This window comes from Micromonospora sp. DT81.3, assembly GCF_049847225.1.
In the GTDB taxonomy this organism is placed as follows: Bacteria; Actinomycetota; Actinomycetes; order Actinomycetales; family Microbacteriaceae; genus Microbacterium.
Genome location: NZ_JBNCNY010000008.1, coordinates 99,233 through 121,799 on the forward strand (window position 1 = coordinate 99,233; position 22,567 = coordinate 121,799).

The window sequence follows — 22,567 nt, forward strand, 5'->3', positions numbered from 1 at the left end:
GCTGCCAGTGCCCGCCATTTAGGCTGTCCGGGTGGACGCGACGCCTTTCGATCAGCAGACCTACCAGGTGCGACTCGAGTGGGGCGTCGCGGGGCTTGCGCGCCTCGCCCCCGCCGACGTGATCGTCGTCGTCGACGTGCTGCGCTTCTCGACGAGGGGGACGGATGCCGTGGCCGCCGGCGACGCGTTCCCGCTGGATGACTCCTCCCACGCCGTCTCGATCAACGGCGCCGCCGTGAGTGCCGCGGCCGCGCGCACGGACGCGCTCGTTCTGCTCGGCTGCCTGCGCAACGCTTCGTCCGTCGCCGCGGCCGTGCTGGCCGAGCAGGAGCGACGAGGCGACCGGACGAGCGTGGCGATCATCGCCGCCGGCGAGCTGACGGGACGCGATGAGGACGCGTCGCTGCGCTTCGCCATCGAGGATCAGCTCGCCGCCGGCGCGATCATCGAGGCGCTGGGCGCGCGGGGGATCGACCACACGTCGCCCGACGCGGCCGTGGCGTGCGAGGCTTTCCGGGGCCTCGGCCGCGCCGTGCGGCACCTGTTGACCGCCAGCGGCTCGGGGCGCGAACTCACGGCGACGGGACGGGCCGATGAAGTGGCCGCTGCCGCCGTGCTGGACGCGACGGACGCCGTGCCGGTGTTCGTCGAAGGCGCCTTCGTCGCCTACCCCGCCGCGCCTGACGGGGCCGCTCACCGGACGGGTCTCAGCGGGACCGCTGAGCCGCCAGTCGAAGTGCGGGAGTGATCTCCCGGCGCGTCCAGGCGAAGACGAAGCGCTCGTCGAAGCGACGGGCGCACTTCGCGCACGACGTCGATCGCGTCGGCTTGCGATGCCGGTAGGCGACGTGTGCGGAGGGGCATACCCCCACCCACGGCGCGAGCTCGGTCGCGGTCTCGCCGTCGTGGGTGGTGCCTCCGACGTACCCGAGGTCGCGCGCGATGGCCTTCCACTTCGGACCATGTCCCGCCTTCGCCCCGGCCAGCGCGTGCGCGACCTCGTGCAGCAGCGTCTGGTGGTTCGTGTCGTCGTCGTAGCGCGCGGCGAGGTAGCGCGACACGCTGATGCGCTTGCTCGTGTAGTCGCAGAGCCCGGCCCGGCGTTTGGCGTGATCGAAGGCGAACGACCAGGAGTCGTCGAGGTGGAGCGCGATCAGGGCATCGGCCCACGCACGAACACGGTGCAGTTCTGTCATGCGGAGAACTTAGAACACAGGTACGACAGTCGGTGCCCGGTGGCGGGACCCGCTCAGCTCGCCACGCTCGTCTGGGCACGGCGGCGGTCCGCCGCATCGATCGCAAGCAGCGACGACTCCAGCTGCTCGTCGGTCGCGCCCGACTCCTGCCGGAGGAAGAGCGCGCGCTTGAAGTCCATGCGGGCGTCGTCGAAGTCGCCGGCATCGAAGCGCACCTTGCCCCGGTGCTGGTAGGCGAAGGCGGCGATGGCCGCCCAGTTCTGCCCTTCGGCCTCTTCGGCGCACGTGGTCAGCTCGTGCTCGGCCGCCGCATATGCACCCCGCGCCTGCTGCACCGACGCGTGCAGGATGCGGGAGCGGAGCAGGTCGCGGCGCGTTCCGGCCATCCGGGCGACCCGCACCGACTGCTCGCTGATCACGAGGGCGTCCTCGAGGCGGTCGAGCACCTTCAGCAGCCACACGCGCTCGAGCAGGGCCGGCAGCGAGCGCTGCTCGCCGATCTCCTCGAGGCGCGCCTTGCACTGGCGCTCGTCGATCTTCTCGCGCAGTGTCTCCGGATCGTATCCGTGGATGTAGCTCACCGGGACTCCTCTCGCCGCGGGCGGTTCGCCTCCCCAGTCTGCCCCGAATGCGGCGGCGTTCCGAAGAAGGCGCGCGGGATGTCGAGACGCCGGTGTCGTCATCGCTCGAAAATCGACGCCTGGGGTCTTGGGGAGGGGACGGCATCGGCATCCGTGATCACCCGCGCACCGCGCGCGAAGGCGTCCAGTTCGGCGCCCATCGCCACCTTTGCCGGGTGCGGGCCTGCCGCCATGAGCCGGGGGAGCCACTCCGTGGGCAGCGGCGCGGCGGACGCGGCGATGACCAGGTTGCCGAAGCGACGGCCCTTCAGCACCTGCACCTCGGCGAGCACGGCGACGTGCTCGAGCACTGCGTGGATCGTCGCGACCTGCCGACGCGCGAACGCCAGGCCGGGGCCGTCGGCGACGTTCACGAGCAGCACGCCGTCGGGCGCCAGCATCCGCGCCGCCACCGTGTGGAATTCCACCGAGGTGACGTGCGCCGGTGTCTGCGACCCGGCGTACACGTCCGAGACGAGCAAGTCCACCGAACCCACGAGTCCAGGAGGCAGCCTCTCCAGCACCGCCCTCGCATCGCCGACCCGCACGCGGATCGACGCGCCCTTGGGCAGCGGCAGCGCGGCGCGCACCAGTTCCACGAGGGCCGGTTCGAGCTCGACGACCTGCTGCCGGGAACCGGGGCGGGTCGCCTCGATGTAGCGGGGGAGGGTGAGGGCCCCGGCGCCCAGGTGCACCGCGGTGAGCGGCTGACCCGGCATCCGCAGGCGGTCGATGACCGCCCCCATGCGCGCGACGTACTCGAAGTGCAGGTGCGTCGGATCGTCGAGGTCGACGTGCGACTGCGGAGTCCCGTCGACGTCGAGCTCCCAGCCGGACGTGAAGCCGGAGCGCACCACCCTGGCGATGGTGCCGTCGGACAGCCGGACCGTGATCGGGTCTTCCTGCCGCGCTCTGGCCATGGATCCACGCTATCCCGCCAGGATGAAACACGATCGAGACATAGGTGTAATGCCCTCACGGGCGCGGGCCGGATAGCGTCGAGGGATCACCCACACCGAGTGACGGGCCCGACCCGGGCCCGCATCCGACGATGGAAGGTTCACAGCAAATGCAACACTCACGAATCCGGCGAGGCGCTCTCGCAGCGATCGCCGGAGTATCGATCGCGGCGCTCGCCCTGGCGGGCTGCGCGAGCGAGCGGGGCGACGGGGGCGGCGACGCCGATGCCACCGACGCGGCGGTCGACGGCACGTTCATCTTCGCGGCGTCTGCCGACCCGGCCAACCTCGACCCCGCCTTCGCCCAGGACGGCGAGACGTTCCGCGTCTCGCGTCAGATCTTCGAGGGGCTCGTCGGCACGGAACCCGGAACCGCAGACCCCGCGCCGCTGCTGGCGGAATCGTGGGACTCGGCCGAGGACGGCATGTCGCACACCTTCACTCTGAAGGAGGGGGTCACGTTCCACGACGGCACCGACTTCACCGCGGAGGCCGTCTGCTACAACTTCGACCGCTGGTACAACTGGACGGGCCTTGCCGCCAGCGAGGCGCTGTCGTACTACTACGGCAAGCTCTTCCGCGGCTACGTCGAGACGCCGGATGCGGCGGTGTACAAGTCGTGCACACCCGACGGCGACTACTCGGTGACGATCGAGCTCAACCAGCCCTTCGCCGGCTTCATCCCCGCGCTCTCCCTGCCCGCCTTCGCGATGCAGAGCCCGACGGCTCTCGCCGAGTTCGACGCCGACGGCATCGGCGGCAGCGAAGAGGCGCCGACGCTGTCGGAGTACGGCTCCGGTCACCCGACTGGCACCGGTCCCTACAAGTTCGACGAGTGGGCACCGGGCGAGCAGCTGAAGCTGAGCGCGTACGAGGACTACTGGGGCGACGCGGGTCAGATCGACGAGATCATCTTCCGGGTGATCGATGACCCGACCGCACGCCGCCAGGCGCTCGAGTCCGGTTCCATCGACGGCTACGACCTGGTCGGCCCCGCCGACACCGGCGCCCTCGAGGAGGCCGGGTTCACGATGGTCTCGCGCCCCCCGTTCACGATCCTCTACCTGGCGTTCAACCAGGCCGTTCCGGCGCTGCAGGACATCCGTGTGCGCGAGGCCCTCTCGTACGCGGTCGACAAGGACGCGCTCATCTCACAGGTGCTCCCAGAGGGCACCGAGAAGGCCACGCAGTTCATGCCGGATGTCGTCAACGGCTGGAACCCGGATGTCACGACGTACGAGTACGACCCCGAGAAGGCGAAGTCGCTCCTCGCGGAGGCGGGCTACGACGAGTCGAACCCGCTGACGCTGGAGTTCAACTACCCGGTCGACGTTTCGCGCCCGTACATGCCGGACCCGGAGCAGATCTTCACGGTGCTCTCGTCACAGCTCGCCGAGGCGGGCGTCGTGACGAACCCCGTGACGGATGCCTGGAGCCCCGACTACCTCGACAAGATCACCGGAACGCCGAACCACGGCATCCACCTGCTCGGGTGGACGGGCGACTACAACGACACCGACAACTTCGTCGGCGTCTTCTTCGGTCAGCCGTCGGCGGAGTGGGGCTTCGACAACCCCGAGCTGTTCGCCGCCCTGTCCGAGGCCCGCGGGGTTCCGAACCTCGAGGAGCAGACGGCGCTGTACGAGGACATCAACCAGATGGTCGCCGAGTTCATCCCCGGCGTGCCCCTGGCGCACCCGGCCCCGACGCTCGCATTCGCGAAGCGCGTCGAGAGCTACCCGGCCAGCCCGGTCAATGACGAGGTCTTCACCGACATCGTCCTGACTGAGTAAAACGCGGCACGTGCCGTAATGTGCGGTGCGGGGACCTGGCCATCAGCCGCGTCCCCGCACCGCACACCGTCCCCGACACCCCTGGGAGAAATCCGCTTTGCTGCGCACCATCGGCAACAGGCTGCTCCTGCTCATCCCCACGCTGGTCGGCCTCAGCATCCTGCTCTTCCTGTGGGTGCGCGCGCTGCCGGGCGGTCCGGCCGTAGCCATCCTGGGCGAGAAGGCGACGCCCGAGGCCGTCGAGCGCATCAATGAGCTCTACGGGTTCGACGAACCCGTCTTCGTGCAGTACTTCACGTGGCTCGGCCGGCTGCTCACCGGCGACTTCGGCAGCTCCATCGAGACCAGCCGAGCGGTGCTCGATGAGTTCGTGCGCCGTTTCCCCGCGACGCTGGAGCTGTCGATCGCCGCACTGATCTTCGCGATCGGCCTCGGCATCCCGCTGGGCTACATCGCGGCCCGCCGCCACGGCCGTTTCACCGACCACGCATCGGTCGTGGCGAGCCTGGTCGGAATCACGATCCCCGTCTTCTTCCTGGCGTTCATGCTGAAGTACATCTTCGCCATCCAGCTCGGGTGGCTGCCCTCCGACGGACGCCAGGACCCGCGGATCGATGCGACCCATCCGACGGGCTTCTATGTGCTCGACGGCATCCTGACGGGCGAATGGGATGCCGCGTGGGACGCGATCATCCACCTCATCCTTCCTGCCCTCGCCCTGGGTACGATCCCCCTCGCGATCATCGTTCGCATCACCCGCGCATCGGTCCTCGAGGTGCAGAATGCCGACTACGTGCGCACCGGCCGGGCCAAGGGCATCAGCCAGGGCACGTTGCGCAACCGCTTCATCATGCGCAACGCCCTGCTTCCGGTGGTGACCACGATCGGCCTGCAGACCGGTCTCCTCATATCGGGCGCGGTGCTCACCGAGAAGGTCTTCGCCTGGCCGGGAGTCGGTTCGTTCATGGCCGACGCCATCTACAACCGGGACTTCCCCGTGCTGCAGGGATTCATCATCTTCATCGCGATCCTCTACGCGCTCATCAACCTGACCGTCGACGTCTCCTACAGCTTCATCGACCCGAGAGTGAGGGTGTCATGACGTCCGCCATGCTTCCCCCCGCACCGATGGGCGGGCCGGTCGATGACACCTCTGTCGATGACCGGGAGTTGCTGCGGGCACAGTCGCCCGGCGGCTTCTGGCGCGATGTCTTCAAGAGACTGCGCCGCAACCCGACCGCGTGGATCGGCGCCGCGATCGTGTTCGTGTTCGTCTTCGTCGCCGTCCTGGCGCCGTGGCTCGCTCCGTACCCCGAGACGGCGCTGCCCGGGGCGAGGTACATCACCCCGACCAACATCCCGGGGCCGGGCGAACTCCCGCAGTTCCCTCTCGGGCTCGACCGCTTCGGCGGCGACGTGCTGTCCAAGCTCATCTGGGGCGCCCGGGCGTCCCTCGTGATCGGCGTGGTCTCGACCGCGTTCGGTCTCGTCGGCGGGATGCTGCTGGGGCTCCTCGCGGGGACGTTCGGGGGCTGGGTCGACAACGTCATCATGCGCTTCGTGGACATCCTGCTGTCGGTGCCGAACCTGCTGCTCGCCGTGTCGATCGCCGCACTGCTCGGTCAGTCCCAGTACGCGGTCATGATCGCGATCGGAGCGTCGCAGGTCCCGATCTTCGCCCGCCTCCTCCGGTCATCGATGCTGCAGCAGAAGAGCGCCGATTACGTGCTCTCGGCGCAGACGCTGGGGCTCGGCCGGGGCACCATCACGATGAGCCACGTGCTGCCGAACGCCATCGGCCCGGTGATCGTGCAGGGAACCCTCACGCTCGCGACCGCCGTCATCGACGCCGCGGCGCTGTCGTACCTCGGCCTCGGCGGCGGGCGCCCCGAGACCGCCGAGTGGGGGCGCATGCTCACGTACGCGCAGGCCGAGTTGGCCATCGCCCCCTGGCTCGCGTTCCTCCCCGGCATCTGCATCGCCCTGACCGCACTCGGCTTCACGCTGCTCGGCGAGGCGCTCCGCGAGGCGATGGATCCCCGCACGCGGGCGCGCTGACATCCGACCCCTCCGTCGACGCTCGAGAATGGGTGCGGCGCCCCGGACTCGCCGCCGCGCGCTGATTCTCGGACGGCGGACCGAGTCTCGACGCGAGCAGGAAACCAGGCAACGCCCGGCTTCTCGGGGGTGGTTCAGCCCGCGATGCCGAGTTCATTGCCGGGGATCGAGGCGAGGAGCCCGCGCGTGTACGGGTCGCGCGCGTTGGTGAAGATCTCCTCCGAGGTCGCGGCCTCCACCAGCACGCCGTCCTTCATCACGCAGACGTAGTCGCTGATCAGCCGCACCACGGCGAGGTCGTGCGAGATGAACAGGTAGCTCAGGTTGTACTCGCGCTGCAGGTCGCCGAGCAGGCGCAGGATCTGGTCCTGCACGAGCACATCGAGCGCCGAGACCGGCTCGTCGCAGACGATCACCTCGGGGGAGAGGGCCAGCGCCCGCGCGATCGCGACGCGCTGCCGCTGGCCGCCCGACAGCTCGGACGGGTAGCGCCGCAGCATCGATGCGGGCAGGGCCACGTCATCCATCAGCTGCCGCACGCGCGCGGACCGCTCCTTCGAAGAGCCCCGCTTGTAGAACGCGAGGGGTTCTTCGATGAGCCGCTCGATCGTGAACATGGGGTTCAGCGACGAGTACGGGTCCTGGAAGATCGGCTGCACCTTCTGGCGGAACTCCCGCTGCTCGCGCCGGTCGAGGGTCTGGATGTCCTGGCCCTCGAAGAGGATGCGTCCGCTGGTCGGCTCCACCACCTTCAGCAGCATGCGCGCCGTGGTGGTCTTGCCCGACCCCGACTCGCCCACGATGGCGACCGTCTCACCGCGCGGGACCGCGAGTGACACGCTGTCGACGGCGACGAAGTCCTCCTTCTGGCCGCGGACGGGGAAGACCTTGGTCACGTCCTCGTACTCGACGACGTAGTCGACGGATGCCGGCTCCGCCGTCGCCGCGGGGCCGGCGGCGTCCGCCGCCGCAGGGCGGGTCGTGGCGGCCGGGACAGCGGGTTGCGCCGGCGCGGCGGCAGCCGAATCCGGAATGACGGACTCCAGCCGCGGCGCGGGCCGGAAGGCCTCCGGGCGCAGGCGCACGGCGGCGACGGAGGGCGCCGCCTTCACGAGCGACTGCGTGTAGGGATGCTGCGGGTCGTTCAGGATCTGGTCCGCCGGACCCTGCTCGACCACGCGGCCCCGGTGCATGACCACCACGCGTCTGGCCCGCTCAGCGGCGAGCCCCAGGTCGTGCGTGATGAGGAGCACCGACGTGCCGAGCTCCTCTGTCATCCGTCCGAGCTGGTCGAGGATCGTACGCTGCACCGTCACGTCGAGGGCGCTCGTCGGCTCGTCGGCGATCAGCAGGCGGGGCTTGCACGCCAGCCCGATCGCGATCAGCGCTCGCTGCCGCATCCCGCCCGAGAACTCGTGGGGATACTGCTTCGCCCGCTCCCGTGCGTTCGGAAGCCCCGCCGCCTCGAGCGTCTCGACCACCTTGTCATCGACGTCCTTGCGCGTCGCCAGGCCGTGTGCGAGCAGCGTCTCGGCGACCTGCGAGCCGATCTTCGTCACGGGATTCAGATTCGACATCGGATCCTGGGGCACCAGGCCGATCTGGCGCCCGCGGATCGCCCGCATGTCCGACTCAGGCGCCCCCACGAGCTCGCGGCCGTCGAGCGTGATGCTGCCGCGGGCGACGCGGCCGCCGCCGGCGAGCAGGCCGATGATGGCCATGGCCGTCGTGGACTTGCCCGACCCCGACTCTCCCACGATGGCGAGGGTCTCGCCGCCGGCGATCTCGAGGTCGACGCCCTCGACCGCGTGCACCACGCCGTCGGTCGTTGCGAAGTCGACGGCGAGATCCCGCACCGACAGCAGTGTCGTGGAGGCGGGCGCCGGGCCCGTGCCGATCGGAGTCATGCACCCCATCCTGCCCTGCGCCGGGGCCCGGGCGCATTTCCGCGCGGCAGCCTTTACCGACTCGTGACGACCTCGGGTACCGACTCTCAAGATCCTCGTGTCCGGGGCTACCGTGGACCCATGGCAAGTGGGGCCGCGCTGGAGGCGACACCGTCGATCGACCTCAACAGCGACCTCGGCGAGACCTGGAACGGCGAACCGACCGCCGACGACGAGGCGATGTTCGCCGTCGTCTCGAGCGCGAGCATCGCGTGCGGCTTCCATGCCGGTGACGAGCCGTCCATGCGGGCGAGCGTCGAGCGCGCGTCCCGGCTCGGCGTTGCGGTGGGGGCACATCCCAGCTACGCCGACAGGGAGGGCTTCGGGCGCCGCGACCGGAACCCCGAGCCCGGCGTACTTCGCACCCAGATCGCCCAGCAGCTCGACGCGCTCGCGGCGGCCGGCGCCGACATCCGGTATGTGAAACCGCACGGTGCGCTCTACAACCGCATCGCGGTGGACCCGGTGCAGGCCCGTGCGGTGGCCGAGGCGATCGCGGGGTTCGCCCGGGCCGCGGGCCGGCCGCTCCCGGTGCTCGGGCTCGGCGGCGCCCTCGCTGAGGCGGCCCATGACGCCGGCCTGCCCTTCGTGCGCGAGGCGTTCCTCGACCGCGCCTACACCGCGGGGGGTGCGCTCGTGCCGCGGAGCCGAGCCGGTGCGGTTCTTCATTCCGTCGAGGTCGTGACCGCGCGCGCGCTGCGCCTGGTGCGCGAAGGCGTGATCGAGTCGATCGACGGCGCGCTCGTCGAGGCGGATGCCGCATCGCTGTGCGTCCACGGCGACACCGCCGAGGCGGTGGCGATGGCTCGCGCCGTGCGCGCGGCGCTCGAGGGCGAAGGCGTGGCTATCCGGGCCCCGTGGCGCGCGTCAGCAAGCCGGGGGTTTGGGGCGGAGCCCCATAGAGAGGCGCGCGTCAGCAAGCCGGAGGTTTGGGGCGGAGCCCCATAGAGTGGCGCGCGTCAGCGAGCCGGGGGTTTGGGGCGGAGCCCCATAAAGAGGCGCGCGTCAGCGAGCCGGGGGCGTGGCTATACGAGCCCCGTGGGGAATACCGCCGCTAGGGTCGAGACGAAGAGCGCTGCTCCCGAGCGAACGGACCGACCATGACGAACGCATCTTCCACCGGAAGCCCCGACGGCAGGGACATCGTGCGCCAGGTCGCGGTGATCTCCTCGGTCGTGTTCATGGTCATCGCCGCCTTCATCGGCAGCGGAGCGGCCGGTGGAACCCCGATCCAGGAGGCTCTCGGCGGCGCGCTCGACTCGGATGCCTCGTACCTCGCACCCGCGCGGCCGGCGTTCACCATCTGGAGCGTCATCTACGGCGGCCTCATCCTGTACGCCATCTGGCAGGCGCTCCCGGTGCAGCGCGCCGCGCGCCGCCAGCGGCTGCTGGGCTGGTGGATCGCGCTGACGGCCGTGCTGAACGGCGGATGGATCCTGGTCGTGCAGTTCGGGACGCTCCTGCTGAGCGTCGTGACGATCATCCTTCTGCTGGCCGTGCTCGCGTTCGTCTGGCGGCGCACCGTGCTCACCAGGGAGCCCGGGGACGGCGTGCTCGACAGCGTGCTGATCGACGGTGTCACCGGGCTGCACTTCGGCTGGGTGACGATCGCGACGGTCGCGAACATCACGGCGCAGCTCACGCAGGTCGCCGACGACGGGTGGGCGGATGCCGCCGGCTTCTGGGGTGTCGTGGTGCTGCTGGTGGCGCTGGCGATCGGCACCGCGATCTCGGTGTGGAGCAAGGGGCGCATCACACCGGCCCTCGCGATCGCGTGGGGCGTGCTGTGGATCGGCGTCGGCCGCATCGCCGACGAGCCCCGGCAGACGGCGATCGGGGTGACGGCGATCCTCGTCGCCGTGCTGCTGTTGGCCGTGCCCGTCGCCATCACCGTCGCGCGGAGGGTGCGCGGCGTGGCGCCCGCCCGCCTCTGACCCGAGCGAACGAACCGTTCAGCTATCCGCCCCAAAGCCGTGTCCGACACCACCGACCCGCACACGACGCCGCGCCTGCTGCCGATGGGCGACCGGGCGCTGCTGGCCGAGGTCGGCTCGCTCGAGGCCGTACTGGCGCTGCGGGCCGCCCTCGCGGCATCCATCCCCCCCGGAGTCCTGGACATCGTGCCGGCAGCCCGCACGGTGCTCGTGCACCTCGACCCGGCGCTGCTTCCGCTGCCGGGCGCCCGGTCGTGGGTGACGGGAGCGGCGGCGGGAGCTCCGGATGCCGGTGGCCCGGCGGTCGCACCGACGGAGGTGACTCTCGACATCGTGTACGACGGGCCGGACCTCGCGGACACCGCCCGGCTGCTCGGCCTCAGCGCCGAGGCCGTCGTGCAACGCCACCGCGCGGCCGAGTGGACCGTCGCTTTCGCGGGCTTCGCGCCAGGATTCGCCTACCTCGTGAGTCGCGACTGGCGCTTCGACGTGCCGCGCCTCGACACCCCGCGAACGCGCGTTCCCGCCGGCGCCGTCGGGCTCGCGGGCGAGTTCACAGGTGCGTATCCGCGGGAGACACCAGGAGGATGGCGCCTGATCGGAACGACCGCGGCGCCCCTCTTCGAGCCTGGCGCGGAGTTCCCGGCGCTGCTGACCCCCGGTGCCCGGGTCAGATTCGCCGCCGGTCGTGCCCGTGCGTCCGCCTCGGGGGCGTCCCTCTCGGGGGCATCGGCCTCGGGGGCGTCCGTCCCCGGAGCATCCGCGTCGGGAAGGGAACTCGCCGGGTCGCCGCCCCTCAGGACTGCGACCTCCGGGTCGCTCGAGGCGGAGGAGTCGCTTCGTCTCGGCGGGTTCCGCGTCCTCGAACCCGGGCTGCTCGCGACGATCCAGGACCTCGGGCGCCCCGGCCGGGCGTCGCAGGGCATCGCCCGCTCGGGTGCGCTGGATCGGGCGGCTCTGAAGACGGCGAACAGGCTCGTCGGCAACCCGGAGGGCGCCGCCGGGGTCGAGGTCACGCTCGGCGGGTTCCGGGCGAGCGCCGACAAGCCCGCGTGGATCGCCGTTGCAGGCGCCTGGGGCGACATCCGCATCGACGGCCGCCGCATCGACCCCTACGTCGCCCACCCGTGGCCGGCCGGTGCCGAACTGCACATCGACTGGTTCGTCCACGGTGTGCGCGCCTACCTGGCCGTGCGGGGCGGAGTCGACGGGCCCTCCGTCGCCGGTTCCCGCTCGACCGACGTCCTGGCGCGGCTCGGCCCCCCGGCCCTGCGGGCGGGGCGGAGCGTCGGCGTGCGGGCGGATGCCGTCGACCCGGTGCCCCCGGCAGACGTCGCGCCGTGGGGCGCGCCTCCCGACGAGGAGGTCGTCGTCGAGCTCGCCCCCGGTCCGCGCGCGGACTGGTTCTCGGCATCCGCGCTCGCCTCGCTCTACGAGGCCGTCTGGATGGTCACCGACAAGGCCGACCGGGTGGGCGTACGCCTTGAAGGGCCTCCCCTCGAGCGGGTCGGCACCGGCGAGCTGCCGAGCGAGGGCATGGTGCCCGGCGCGATGCAGGTGCCCCCATCGGGATCGCCCACCGTGCTGCTGGCCGACGGTCCCGTGACCGGCGGCTACCCCGTGATCGCCGTCGTCGCCGACGGCTCGCTCGATGCGTTCGCGCAGCTGCGGCCAGGCACGCGCATCCGATTCCGGCACGCGCACGCGCGCTGAGCCGCCGTCACCAGTGCGCGAGCAGCGGATCCGCGTGCTGGCGATCGAGCTCGGGCAGCGCGAGCGCGACGGCCTCGGGCACCGTGAGCTCCTCACCCGCGCGCTCACCGGCCGCCACCCCCTCGGGGTCGCGCTCGCGGAGCCGCGCGAGATATGGCGTGTGAACGGTGAACGCCTCTACGTCGAACACGCCGATTCGATGGCGGATGCGGGCGGCCGCGACGGAAAGCGCTCCGGCCCGCCGTGCGTCGTCGCGGGCGGCAGAGACGGCGCAGAGGCCCTCCAGTCCGTAGGCGACGCCCTCGTCGTAGTGCAGCCGGATCGAGAGCATGAGCGTCTGGATGAACTCTTTCTCCGCGCCATCGACGTCTCCGCCCAGGAACTTGAGCCGTGCGCGCAGGTTGCCGGCCACCGAGGTGTTGAAGAGGTCGTTTCCCGCCACCGCGACCGTCGTTGCCCGGTCGAAGTGCGCGAACGCCTCGTCGGTGCGGCCCTGCACCCACGCCAGCCGCCCGAGCGAGACCTCCGCGAGCGCCTCGGCCCAGCCGTTGCCGAGCGCACGCAGCTTGACGGACGCGCGCAGCAGCTCCTTCTCGGCCTTCTCGGCTCCGGCCGCCGAGTACTGCACGCGCGCGGTCGCTCGAGCCGCCAGGGCCATCGCGGCGGCGTCTTCGTCGCCGGTGTCGGTGAACAGCCGGACGGTCTCCCCGAGCCCGGCGATCACCTCCTTCGACGGCCGCTGCCACATCTCGCCCCAGAGCGCGAGGAACCACGCCACCGCTCGGGTGTGCTGCGTGATCGGGCGATCCTTGCCGAGCAGCTCCAGCATCCACACCCGGACGCCGCCGAACAGGCCCGCGATCCACCAGTAGACCAGCAGGCTCCAGGCGAAGTCGGCCGCGTCATCCAGGCGGTCGGTGTAGACGAGGTGACGGATGGCTGCACGGAGGTTGGGCAGCTCGAGGCCCAGCTCGCCGACGGACTCCAGCTGACCGACGCCGCGGAGCCCAGGTGCCAGCCGGGCGACCAGGGCGCGGTAGTAATCGGCGTGCGCGGCGCGCACCTGATCCGCGTCGCCCCGCTCCTTGAGGCGTCCCAGCGCGTACTCCCGCACGATGGCCAGCAGCGAGAAGACGGACCGGCCCTCGACGTCGGTCTGCTTGACGAGTGATCCGTCGACCAGGGCCGCCAGCCCGTCGATGCCGTGCCCGTCCCAGGAGCGCCCGATGCCGAGCGCCTCTACCGCATCGATCGTGAAGCGGGTGGCGAAGACGCCGAGATCGGTGAGCATCTCCCGCTGGATGTCGGGCAGCAGGCTCACGCTCCAGTCGATGGTCGCACGCATCGTGCGGTGGCGCTCCGGCAGATCGCGCACCGCCGCGGTCAGGAGGGGAAGGCTGCGCTCGAGGCGCTTCGCGATGCCCTGGGGGGTCAGCAGACGCACCTTCGCGGCGGCCAGCTCGATCGCCAGCGGCAGGCCCTCCAGCCGACGACAGATGTCGGCGACGGCGTCGGCGTTCTCCTCCGTCAGCTCGAACCCCGGTTTTGCGGCGCGCGCCCGGTCGATGAACAGGGTGCACGCCGCTGACCGGCGCGCCCGTTCGATCGACGTCGGCTCGCCGGCCGCAGGGAACGGCAGAGCCGGGACCTCGTAGACCCGCTCGCCGCGGATGCGCAGCACGGTCCGGCTCGTCACCAGGAACCGGGCCAGCGGGGCGACCGTGTACAGCCTCACCAGCACGGGGGCGACATCCACGATCTGCTCGAAGTTGTCGAGCACGAGGAGCACGCGCCGTCCCTCGAGCGCTCGCGAGATGCGCTCTTCGAGCACCGCCTCGCCGTTGTCGCGGATGCCGAGTGCGAAGCCGATCGTCGGCAGCAGCAGATCCCCCTCCAAGACACCCTCGAGGGGGACGAAATAGGTGCCGTCCGGGAACAGGTCCTCCGTGGCGAGAGCCGCCTCGATGGCCAGCCTGCTCTTGCCGATGCCGCCGGGGCCGATGAGGCTGATCACGCGGTCCTCGCCGCGGGCGAGCATCTCGCGCACCTGAGCCAGCTCCGCTTCGCGACCGATGGTCGTGGTGTACAGCGAGGGGACGCGGGCGACCAGGGATGCCGCCGACTCGACGCCGTCGGCGCCGGCCGACCGCGAATCGTCGAAGCGCTCGGCGAGCAGGGTCGCGAGGTCGGCGGCGACCTGTCGCTCGAGGTCCTCGGCGTTGCGGAAAGGGAGGTACGCGGCCGTGTCGTCGGAGCGGATCCGGTCGATCAGCTCCGCGAGGCGTGGATCACGCCCGTCGGAGGCCTTGATGTAGATCAGCTTCGGCATCGAGGCGGGCGCGAGGCGGTATTCGTCCTCAAGGCCCGAGATCTCCTCACCGGGTGCGACCCACCCGTAGCTGTCGGCGTAGATCCCTATGAACACGTCGCTCTGCGCCAGGTAGGAGCGGTAGAGCTCTCGAGGCGGGTGCGGGCGTGCGCCCAGCTCGAACATGACGGGAGCGAGTCCCATCCGCTCCACGGCGGCACGAACGGCCAGCCGTTCGTCTGCCAGCTCGCGCAGGGTGGAACTGATGAACACCCGGATCCGCTGATCGGGAGTGCGGATCGCAGGGTATGGGCCCCCGGTCATGACGACATCATTGCGCGCAGGACCGGATCTCTGCCACAGTATCGGCGGATTTCGCCGTTTCGGTCGCGGTTATACAGCAGGATCCAAAACTCGTCAAGAACCGGACTGGACACGGCGCGTCATCCGGCATATAGTTGATGTTTGCGCTCCTAGATTCCCCCTGCCCTCATATGGTGGTCGGCTGTGCCTGCGCGCCCCCGTTCGAAAGAACGGCGTGTGACACGTAGGCAACCGGGGAAGAATCGAGCATCCCACCCCGACGACAAGGAATCACGAGCCCTGCACGGGCTCATGGAGGTTATTCCCTTGGCTGCTGCGCGCAACGCATCCACCACCATCAAGAACGGCCGCGGAGCTTCCCGCCTCTCGTTCGCCAAGATCTCCGACACGCTGACGGTCCCCGACCTGCTGGCGCTTCAGACCGAGTCCTTCGACTGGCTGGTCGGCAACGAGGCCTGGAAGGCCCGCGTCGCCGACGCGAAGGCGATCGGCCGCACCGACGTGCCCGAGATCAGCGGTCTGGAGGAGATCTTCGAGGAGATCTCCCCGATCGAAGACCTCAGCGAGACGATGCAGCTCTCGTTCACCAACCCCTACCTCGAGCCGGAGAAGTACTCGATCGAGGAGTGCAAGGAGCGCGGCAAGACGTACGCCGCCCCCCTGTACGTCGAGGCCGAGTTCATGAACCACCAGACCGGTGAGATCAAGACCCAGACGGTCTTCATGGGCGACTTCCCGCTGCAGACCGGCAAGGGCACGTTCATCATCAACGGCACCGAGCGTGTCGTCGTGTCGCAACTGGTCCGCTCGCCGGGCGTCTACTTCGACAAGACCCCCGACAAGACGTCCGACAAGGACATCGTCTCCGCTCGCATCATCCCGAGCCGTGGCGCATGGCTCGAGTTCGAGATCGACAAGCGCGACCAGGTCGGCGTCCGCATCGACCGCAAGCGCAAGCAGTCGGTCACCGTGTTCCTCAAGGCCCTCGGCCTGACGAGCGAGGAGATCCTCTCCGAGTTCGCCGGCTTCGTCTCCATCGAGGAGACCCTCGCCAAGGACACGATCCTCTCCAAGGAAGACGCGCTCCGCGACATCTACCGCAAGCTCCGTCCGGGCGAGCAGGTCGCCGCCGAGGCCGCCCGTGCGCTGCTGGACAACTTCTACTTCAACTCGAAGCGGTACGACCTGGCCAAGGTGGGTCGCTACAAGATCAACCAGAAGCTCGGCCTCGACGCACCCCTGTCGGCTTCGGTCCTGACGACCGAGGACATCGTCGCGACGATCAAGTACCTCGTGCGCCTGCACCGCGGCGACACGACCTTCGACGGCATCCGCGCCGGCAAGCCGGCCGAGATCCGCCTCGACACCGACGACATCGACAACTTCGGCAACCGCCGCATCCGCGCGGTCGGCGAGCTCATCCAGAACCAGGTGCGCACCGGCCTCAGCCGCATGGAGCGCGTCGTCCGCGAGCGCATGACGACCCAGGACATCGAGGCCATCACGCCGCAGACCCTGATCAACGTGCGCCCCGTCGTCGCCGCGATCAAGGAGTTCTTCGGAACCAGCCAGCTGTCGCAGTTCATGGATCAGAACAACCCGCTCGCGGGCCTGACCCACAAGCGCCGCCTCTCCGCGCTCGGCCCCGGCGGCCTCTCGCGTGAGCGCGCCGGCGTCGAGGTCCGTGACGTCCACCCCTCGCACTACGGCCGCATGTGCCCGATCGAGACCCCGGAAGGCCCGAACATCGGCCTCATCGGATCGCTCGCATCGTTCGCCCGCATCAACGCCTTCGGCTTCATCGAGACCCCGTACCGCCGTGTCGTCGCCGGTCGCGTGACCGAGGACATCGACTACCTGACGGCGTCCGAGGAGGACGACTTCATCGTCGCCCAGGCCAACGCGCCGCTCAAGGCCGACGGTCACTTCCAGGAGGCCCGCGTCCTCGCCCGCAAGAAGGGCGGCGAGGTCGACCTCTTCCACGCCGACGAGATCGGGTACATGGACGTCTCGCCGCGCCAGATGGTGTCGGTCGCGACCTCGCTCATCCCCTTCCTCGAGCACGACGATGCGAACCGCGCCCTGATGGGTGCGAACATGCAGCGCCAGGCCGTCCCGCTGCTGCGCAGCGAGTCGCCGGTCGTCGGCACGGGCATGGAGGGCTACGCCGCCATCGACGCGGGTGACGTCGTCACCGCAGAGAAGGCCGGCGTCGTCGCATCCGTCTCGGCGGATGTCGTCACCATCCAGCTCGACGAGGGTGGCACCCAGGAGTACTTCCTGCGCAAGTTCGACCGCTCCAACCAGGGCACGAGCTACAATCAGCGCGTCATCGTGAGCGAAGGCGAGCGCATCGAGGCGGGCGAGGTCATCGCCGATGGCCCGGCCACCGAGAACGGTGAGCTGGCGCTGGGCAAGAACCTCCTCGTGGCGTTCATGACGTGGGAGGGTCACAACTTCGAAGACGCGATCATCCTGAGCCAGGAGCTCGTGAAGGGCGACACGCTCTCCTCGATCCACATCGAGGAGTACGAGGTCGACGCGCGCGACACCAAGCTGGGCAAGGAGGAGATCACCCGTGACCTCCCCAACGTCAGCCCCGAGCTGCTGAAGGACCTCGACGAGCGAGGCATCGTCCGCATCGGCGCCGAGGTGCGCCCCGGCGACATCCTCGTCGGCAAGGTCACGCCCAAGGGCGAGACCGAGCTGTCGGCCGAGGAGCGCCTGCTGCGCGCGATCTTCAACGAGAAGAGCCGCGAGGTCCGCGACACGTCGCTGAAGGTGCCCCACGGCGAGCAGGGCACGATCATCGCCGTCAAGGAGTTCAACGCCGAGGACGGCGACGACGAGCTCGGCTCGGGCGTCAACCGCCGCGTCGTGGTCTACATCGCCCAGAAGCGCAAGATCACCGAGGGCGACAAGCTCGCCGGCCGCCACGGCAACAAGGGCGTCATCGCGAAGATCCTCCCCGTCGAGGACATGCCGTTCCTCGCGGACGGCACGCCAGTCGATGTCATCCTGAACCCGCTCGGCATCCCGGGTCGAATGAACTTCGGCCAGGTGCTCGAGACCCACCTCGGGTGGATCGCGAAGCAGGGCTGGAAGGTCGATGGCAAGCCGGCGTGGGCCAAGGGCCTGCCGCAGGAGGCCCTCGAGGCCGCCCCCGGCACGAAGGTCGCCACCCCGGTGTTCGACGGCGCGGCCGAGGCCGAGATCGAGGGACTCCTTGACTCGACCAACGTCACCCGCGACGGCGAGCGCCTGATCGGCTCGAGCGGAAAGGCCCTCCTGTTCGACGGCCGCTCCGGTGAGCCCTTCCCGGCTCCCGTCTCGGTCGGCTACATGTACATCCTGAAGCTGCACCACCTCGTCGACGACAAGATCCACGCGCGTTCGACGGGCCCGTACTCGATGATCACGCAGCAGCCGCTGGGTGGTAAGGCGCAGTTCGGTGGCCAGCGCTTCGGCGAGATGGAGGTGTGGGCCCTCGAGGCCTACGGCGCGGCATACGCGCTCCAGGAGCTCCTCACGATCAAGTCCGACGACATCCTCGGCCGCGTCAAGGTGTACGAGGCCATCGTCAAGGGCGAGAACATCCAGGAGCCCGGCATCCCCGAGTCGTTCAAGGTGCTCATGAAGGAGATGCAGTCGCTCTGCCTGAACGTCGAGGTCCTCTCGGCCGACGGCACGGCTGTCAACCTCCGCGACACCGACGACGACGCCTTCCGCGCCGCGGAGGAGCTCGGCATCAACATCTCCACCCGGTTCGAGTCGTCGTCCATCGACGAGATCTAAGCCCGGCCCAGACACAAAGATTCGACACAGGAGAACACGTGCTCGACGTAACAACTTTTGACGAGCTTCGCATTGGTCTGGCCACCGCCGACGACATCCGTCGTTGGTCGTATGGCGAGGTCAAGAAGCCCGAGACAATCAACTACCGCACGCTCAAGCCCGAGAAGGACGGCCTCTTCGGAGAGCAGATCTTCGGGCCGAGCCGTGACTGGGAGTGCGCCTGCGGCAAGTACAAGCGCGTCCGCTTCAAGGGCATCGTCTGCGAGCGCTGCGGCGTGGAGGTCACCAAGTCCTCCGTCCGCCGCGAGCGCATGGGCCACATCGAGCTGGCGGCGCCCGTCACTCACATCTGGTACTTCAAGGGCGTCCCGTCGCGCCTCGGATACCTGCTCGACATGGCGCCGAAGGACCTCGAGAAGGTCATCTACTTCGCCGCGTACATGGTCATCTCGGTCGATGAGGATGCGCGTCACCGCGACCTCGCGACCCAGGAGAACAACATCCGTCTCGAGCTGAAGACGCTCGGCGACCGGCGCGACTCGCGCATCGCCGCCCGCCTGCAGAAGCTCGAGGAGGAGCTCGCCGTCCTCGAGGAGGAAGGCGCCAAGGCCGACCAGAAGAAGAAGGTCAAGGACGCCGCCGAGAAGGACATGTCCCTCATCCGCAAGCAGGCGGACGAGCAGATCGGCAAGCTCGAGCGCGTGTGGGAGGACTTCCGCACCCTCGAGGTCGGCGCCCTCAAGCCCGAGGACGACGTCTTCCACGAGCTGCAGGACCGCTTCGGTCAGTACTTCGAGGCCCACATGGGTGCGGAGTCGATCAAGCGTCGCCTCGAGGCGTTCGACCTGCAGGCCGAGTCCGACTCGCTGCGCCTGCAGATCTCCGAGGGCAAGGGCCAGCGCAAGATCCGCGCGATCAAGCGACTGAAGGTCGTCAACTCGTTCCTCACGACGGGCATGTCGCCCGCCGCGATGGTGCTGGATGTCGTCCCGGTGATCCCGCCGGAGCTCCGCCCGATGGTGCAGCTCGACGGTGGCCGCTTCGCGACCTCCGACCTGAACGACCTGTACCGCCGGGTCATCAACCGCAACAACCGCCTCCGTCGCCTGATCGACCTCGGTGCCCCCGAGATCATCGTCAACAACGAGAAGCGGATGCTGCAGGAGGCCGTCGACGCGCTGTTCGACAACGGCCGCCGCGGTCGTCCCGTCACCGGAACAGGCAACCGTGCCCTCAAGTCCCTGAGCGACATGCTCAAGGGCAAGCAGGGTCGCTTCCGCCAGAACCTGCTCGGCAAGCGCGTCGACTACTCGGGCCGTTCGGTCATCGTGGTCGGCCCGCAGCTGAAGCTGCACCAGTGCGGTCTGCCCAAGCAGATGGCCCTGGAGCTCTTCAAGCCGTTCGTGATCAAGCGTCTGATCGACCTCGGTCACTCGCAGAACATCAAGGCCGCCAAGCGGGCCGTCGAGCGCACCCGTCCCGAGGTCTGGGACGTGCTCGAGGAGATCATCCGCGAGCGCCCCGTGCTGCTCAACCGTGCGCCCACGCTGCACCGCCTCGGCATCCAGGCCTTCGAGCCTCAGCTCGTCGAGGGCAAGGCCATCCAGCTGCACCCGCTCGTCTGCGCCGCGTTCAACGCGGACTTCGACGGTGACCAGATGGCCGTGCACCTGCCCCTGTCGGTCGAGGCCCAGGCGGAGGCCCGCGTGCTGATGCTCGCGTCGAACAACATCCTGAAGCCGTCCGACGGCCGTCCGGTCACCCTGCCGTCGCAGGACATGATCATCGGCCTGCACCACCTGACCACGGTCAAGGACGGTGCGATCGGCGAGGGCCGCGCGTTCGGCTCGGTGTCGGAGGCCATCATGGCCAAGGACGAGGGCACGCTCGACCTGCAGGCCAAGGCGCGGATCCGCGTACCGGGGCTCACGTTCCTCGAGGGCGAAGCGCCCGACGGGTACGAGCGCCACGGCCTTCTCGACGCCTCGCTCGGTCAGGCCCTCTTCAACGACACGCTCCCGAAGGGCTACCCCTTCGTGCGCGAGGTCGCCGACAAGGGCAAGCTGTCGCAGATCGTCAACAAGCTGGCCGAGGAGTACCCCAAGGTCGAGGTCGCGGCGACGCTGGACCGCATCAAGGACGCCGGGTTCCACTGGGCCACGCGCTCCGGTGTCACCGTCGCCCTGAGCGATGTCCTGACCCCGCCGAACAAGGCCGAGATCGTCGCGGGCTACGAGAAGCAGGCCGCGAAGGTCCAGTCGCAGTACGAGAAGGGTCTGACGACCGACTCCGAGCGTCGCCAGGAGCTCATCAAGATCTGGACCGAGGCGACAGACGAGGTCCAGGCCGCGATGCGCGCCAACTTCCCCGAGGACAACACCATCAACCGCATGGTGTCGTCGGGTGCACGTGGTAACTGGCTGCAGATCCGGAACATCGCCGGTATGCGAGGCCTGGTGAACAACCCCAAGGGTGAGATCATCCCGCGTCCGATCATCTCCTCGTACCGCGAGGGTCTGTCGGTGGCGGAGTACTTCATCGCGACGCACGGTGCCCGCAAGGGTCTGGCCGACACGGCACTCCGTACGGCCGACTCGGGCTACCTCACGCGTCGTCTCGTGGACGTCTCTCAGGATGTCATCATCCGCGAGGATGACTGCGGCACGACCAAGGGTCTCGAGCTGCCGATCGCCGCACCCGCGGCCGACGGCTCGCTCCGCAAGGACGACAACGTCGAGAACTCGGTGTTCGCCCGCACGCTCGCGGCGGATGTCGTGGATGCCTCAGGCGCCGTGCTCGCGGTCGCCGGCGACGACGTGGGAGATGTGCTCATCAACCGCCTCGTCGAGGGTGGAATCGAGACGATCAAGGTGCGCTCCGTGCTCACCTGCGACTCGGCCGTCGGCGTCTGCGCGCAGTGCTACGGCCGTTCGCTCGCGACCGGCAAGCTCGTCGACATCGGCGAGGCCGTCGGCATCATCGCGGCGCAGTCGATCGGTGAGCCCGGCACGCAGCTGACGATGCGCACCTTCCACACCGGTGGCTCGGCCTCGGCCGATGACATCACGCAGGGTCTTCCCCGCGTGCAGGAGCTCTTCGAGGCCCGCACCCCCAAGGGCGCGTCGCCGATCGCGGAGTCGGACGGTCGCATCACGATCGATGAGACCGACCGCGCGAAGAAGGTCATCCTGACGCCCGACAACGGCGACGAGCCGCACGTCTATCCGGTGCTGAAGCGCGCGACGCTTCTCGTCGAGGACGGCCAGCACGTCACCGTCGGTCAGCCGCTGCTCGTCGGCACGCTCGACCCCAAGGAGGTCATGCGCGTCATGGGTGCTCGTGAGGTGCAGCGCTACCTCGTGGGCGGCGTCCAGGGCGTCTACCGTTCGCAGGGCGTGCCGATCCACGACAAGCACATCGAGGTCATCGTCCGTCAGATGCTGCGCAAGGTCACCGTCGTCGACCACGCCGACACCGACCTGCTCCCCGGTGAGCTGGTGGACTTCAAGCGCTACCAGGCCATCAACCGCGAGACGGTCGCCGAGGGCAAGCGTCCCGCGTCGGGCCGCCCGGAGCTGATGGGTATCACCAAGGCGTCGCTTGCGACCGAGTCGTGGCTCTCCGCCGCCTCGTTCCAGGAGACGACCCGCGTGCTGACCCAGGCGGCGATGGACGGCAAGAGCGACCCGCTGGTCGGCCTCAAGGAGAACGTCATCATCGGAAAGCTGATCCCCGCCGGCACGGGCCTTGCGAAGTACCGCAACGTCACGGTCGAGGCGACGGAAGAGGCGAAGAGCGAGCGGTACCCCAACCGCATCTTCGCGTCGGACGGCGCCTACAGCGAGGCGGACCTGAGCTACGTCGACTTCGACAGCTTCTCGACCGACGACTTCACGCCGGGCACGTACAACTGATCCGCGG

14 protein-coding genes are annotated in these 22,567 nt (G+C 69.4%); 9 read left to right on the forward strand and 5 right to left on the reverse strand.

The window, feature by feature from the left end; genetic code table 11:
* The first annotated feature begins 31 nt into the window (after positions 1 to 31).
* The gene (locus ACPW96_RS17290; protein ID WP_425884525.1) at positions 32 to 748 is read left to right on the forward strand and encodes a 2-phosphosulfolactate phosphatase; all 717 of its coding nucleotides are present in this window, start codon (positions 32 to 34) and stop codon (positions 746 to 748) included.
* Here the strand turns inward: ACPW96_RS17290 and ACPW96_RS17295 are convergent.
* The 3 genes from ACPW96_RS17295 to ACPW96_RS17305 form a co-directional block, all read right to left on the reverse strand.
* Entirely contained in the window at positions 708 to 1,196 is a 489-nt protein-coding gene (locus ACPW96_RS17295) for a SprT-like domain-containing protein (RefSeq protein WP_425884526.1), read from the reverse strand. The genes ACPW96_RS17290 and ACPW96_RS17295 overlap by 41 nt on opposite strands.
* 53 nt (positions 1,197 to 1,249) lie before the next feature.
* Entirely contained in the window at positions 1,250 to 1,777 is a 528-nt protein-coding gene (locus tag ACPW96_RS17300; RefSeq protein ID WP_425884527.1) for a hypothetical protein, read from the reverse strand.
* 98 nt (positions 1,778 to 1,875) lie between these two features.
* Entirely contained in the window at positions 1,876 to 2,736 is an 861-nt protein-coding gene (locus ACPW96_RS17305; protein WP_425823079.1) for a spermidine synthase, read from the reverse strand.
* 149 nt (positions 2,737 to 2,885) lie between these two features.
* Between ACPW96_RS17305 and ACPW96_RS17310 the strand changes: the two genes are divergently transcribed.
* The 3 genes from ACPW96_RS17310 (at position 2,886) to ACPW96_RS17320 (ending at position 6,626) form a co-directional block, all read left to right on the forward strand.
* Positions 2,886 to 4,568 carry an ABC transporter substrate-binding protein gene (locus tag ACPW96_RS17310; RefSeq protein WP_425884529.1) on the forward strand — a complete coding sequence of 561 codons (1,683 nt, stop codon included), beginning with the start codon at positions 2,886 to 2,888 and terminating at the stop codon, positions 4,566 to 4,568.
* A 97-nt stretch (positions 4,569 to 4,665) separates the two neighbouring features.
* Positions 4,666 to 5,670 carry an ABC transporter permease gene (locus tag ACPW96_RS17315; protein WP_425823083.1) on the forward strand — a complete coding sequence of 335 codons (1,005 nt, stop codon included), beginning with the start codon at positions 4,666 to 4,668 and terminating at the stop codon, positions 5,668 to 5,670.
* Positions 5,667 to 6,626, forward strand: coding sequence for an ABC transporter permease (locus ACPW96_RS17320; protein ID WP_425884530.1), 960 nt, complete (start codon positions 5,667 to 5,669; stop codon positions 6,624 to 6,626). The genes ACPW96_RS17315 and ACPW96_RS17320 overlap by 4 nt, the downstream gene beginning before the upstream one ends.
* 134 nt (positions 6,627 to 6,760) lie before the next feature.
* Here the strand turns inward: ACPW96_RS17320 and ACPW96_RS17325 are convergent, their stop codons facing one another.
* Positions 6,761 to 8,533 (reverse strand): dipeptide ABC transporter ATP-binding protein, encoded by a 1,773-nt coding sequence (locus ACPW96_RS17325; protein WP_425884531.1) that lies wholly within the window; start codon positions 8,531 to 8,533, stop codon positions 6,761 to 6,763.
* A gap of 120 nt (positions 8,534 to 8,653) precedes the next feature.
* On the opposite strand from ACPW96_RS17325, the gene ACPW96_RS17330 reads away from it, so the two are divergent.
* The 3 genes from ACPW96_RS17330 (at position 8,654) to ACPW96_RS17340 (ending at position 12,219) form a co-directional block, all read left to right on the forward strand.
* Complete coding sequence (locus ACPW96_RS17330) at positions 8,654 to 9,520, forward strand: LamB/YcsF family protein (RefSeq protein WP_425884532.1); 867 nt, start codon at positions 8,654 to 8,656, stop codon at positions 9,518 to 9,520.
* Between the two features lie 152 nt (positions 9,521 to 9,672).
* Positions 9,673 to 10,506, forward strand: coding sequence for a hypothetical protein (locus ACPW96_RS17335; protein WP_425884533.1), 834 nt, complete (start codon positions 9,673 to 9,675; stop codon positions 10,504 to 10,506).
* A gap of 39 nt (positions 10,507 to 10,545) precedes the next feature.
* Complete coding sequence (locus ACPW96_RS17340) at positions 10,546 to 12,219, forward strand: 5-oxoprolinase/urea amidolyase family protein (protein ID WP_425884534.1); 1,674 nt, start codon at positions 10,546 to 10,548, stop codon at positions 12,217 to 12,219.
* Between the two features lie 7 nt (positions 12,220 to 12,226).
* Here the strand turns inward: ACPW96_RS17340 and ACPW96_RS17345 are convergent, their stop codons facing one another.
* A complete protein-coding gene (locus tag ACPW96_RS17345; RefSeq protein ID WP_425884535.1) occupies positions 12,227 to 14,851 on the reverse strand; it encodes an ATP-binding protein in 2,625 nt (874 codons plus the stop codon).
* Positions 14,852 to 15,157: 306 nt separating this feature from the next.
* Here ACPW96_RS17345 and rpoB point away from each other — a divergent pair, with 306 nt between their 5' ends.
* Together rpoB and rpoC are read left to right on the forward strand one after the other, a co-directional pair.
* Complete coding sequence (gene rpoB / locus ACPW96_RS17350; protein WP_425823097.1) at positions 15,158 to 18,646, forward strand: DNA-directed RNA polymerase subunit beta; 3,489 nt, start codon at positions 15,158 to 15,160, stop codon at positions 18,644 to 18,646.
* A 38-nt stretch (positions 18,647 to 18,684) separates the two neighbouring features.
* Entirely contained in the window at positions 18,685 to 22,560 is a 3,876-nt protein-coding gene (gene rpoC, locus ACPW96_RS17355) for a DNA-directed RNA polymerase subunit beta' (RefSeq protein WP_425823099.1), read from the forward strand.
* Positions 22,561 to 22,567 lie beyond the last annotated feature (7 nt).

Coding starts and splice junctions, on each gene's coding strand:
- ACPW96_RS17295 (WP_425884526.1), bottom strand. CDS start 1,196: ATGACAGAACTGCACCGTGTTCGTGCGTGGGCCGATGCCCTGATCGCG.
- ACPW96_RS17305 (WP_425823079.1), bottom strand. CDS start 2,736: ATGGCCAGAGCGCGGCAGGAAGACCCGATCACGGTCCGGCTGTCCGAC.
- ACPW96_RS17310 (WP_425884529.1), top strand. CDS start 2,886: ATGCAACACTCACGAATCCGGCGAGGCGCTCTCGCAGCGATCGCCGGA.
- ACPW96_RS17320 (WP_425884530.1), top strand. CDS start 5,667: ATGACGTCCGCCATGCTTCCCCCCGCACCGATGGGCGGGCCGGTCGAT.
- ACPW96_RS17325 (WP_425884531.1), bottom strand. CDS start 8,533: ATGACTCCGATCGGCACGGGCCCGGCGCCCGCCTCCACGACACTGCTG.
- ACPW96_RS17330 (WP_425884532.1), top strand. CDS start 8,654: ATGGCAAGTGGGGCCGCGCTGGAGGCGACACCGTCGATCGACCTCAAC.
- ACPW96_RS17335 (WP_425884533.1), top strand. CDS start 9,673: ATGACGAACGCATCTTCCACCGGAAGCCCCGACGGCAGGGACATCGTG.
- ACPW96_RS17345 (WP_425884535.1), bottom strand. CDS start 14,851: ATGACCGGGGGCCCATACCCTGCGATCCGCACTCCCGATCAGCGGATC.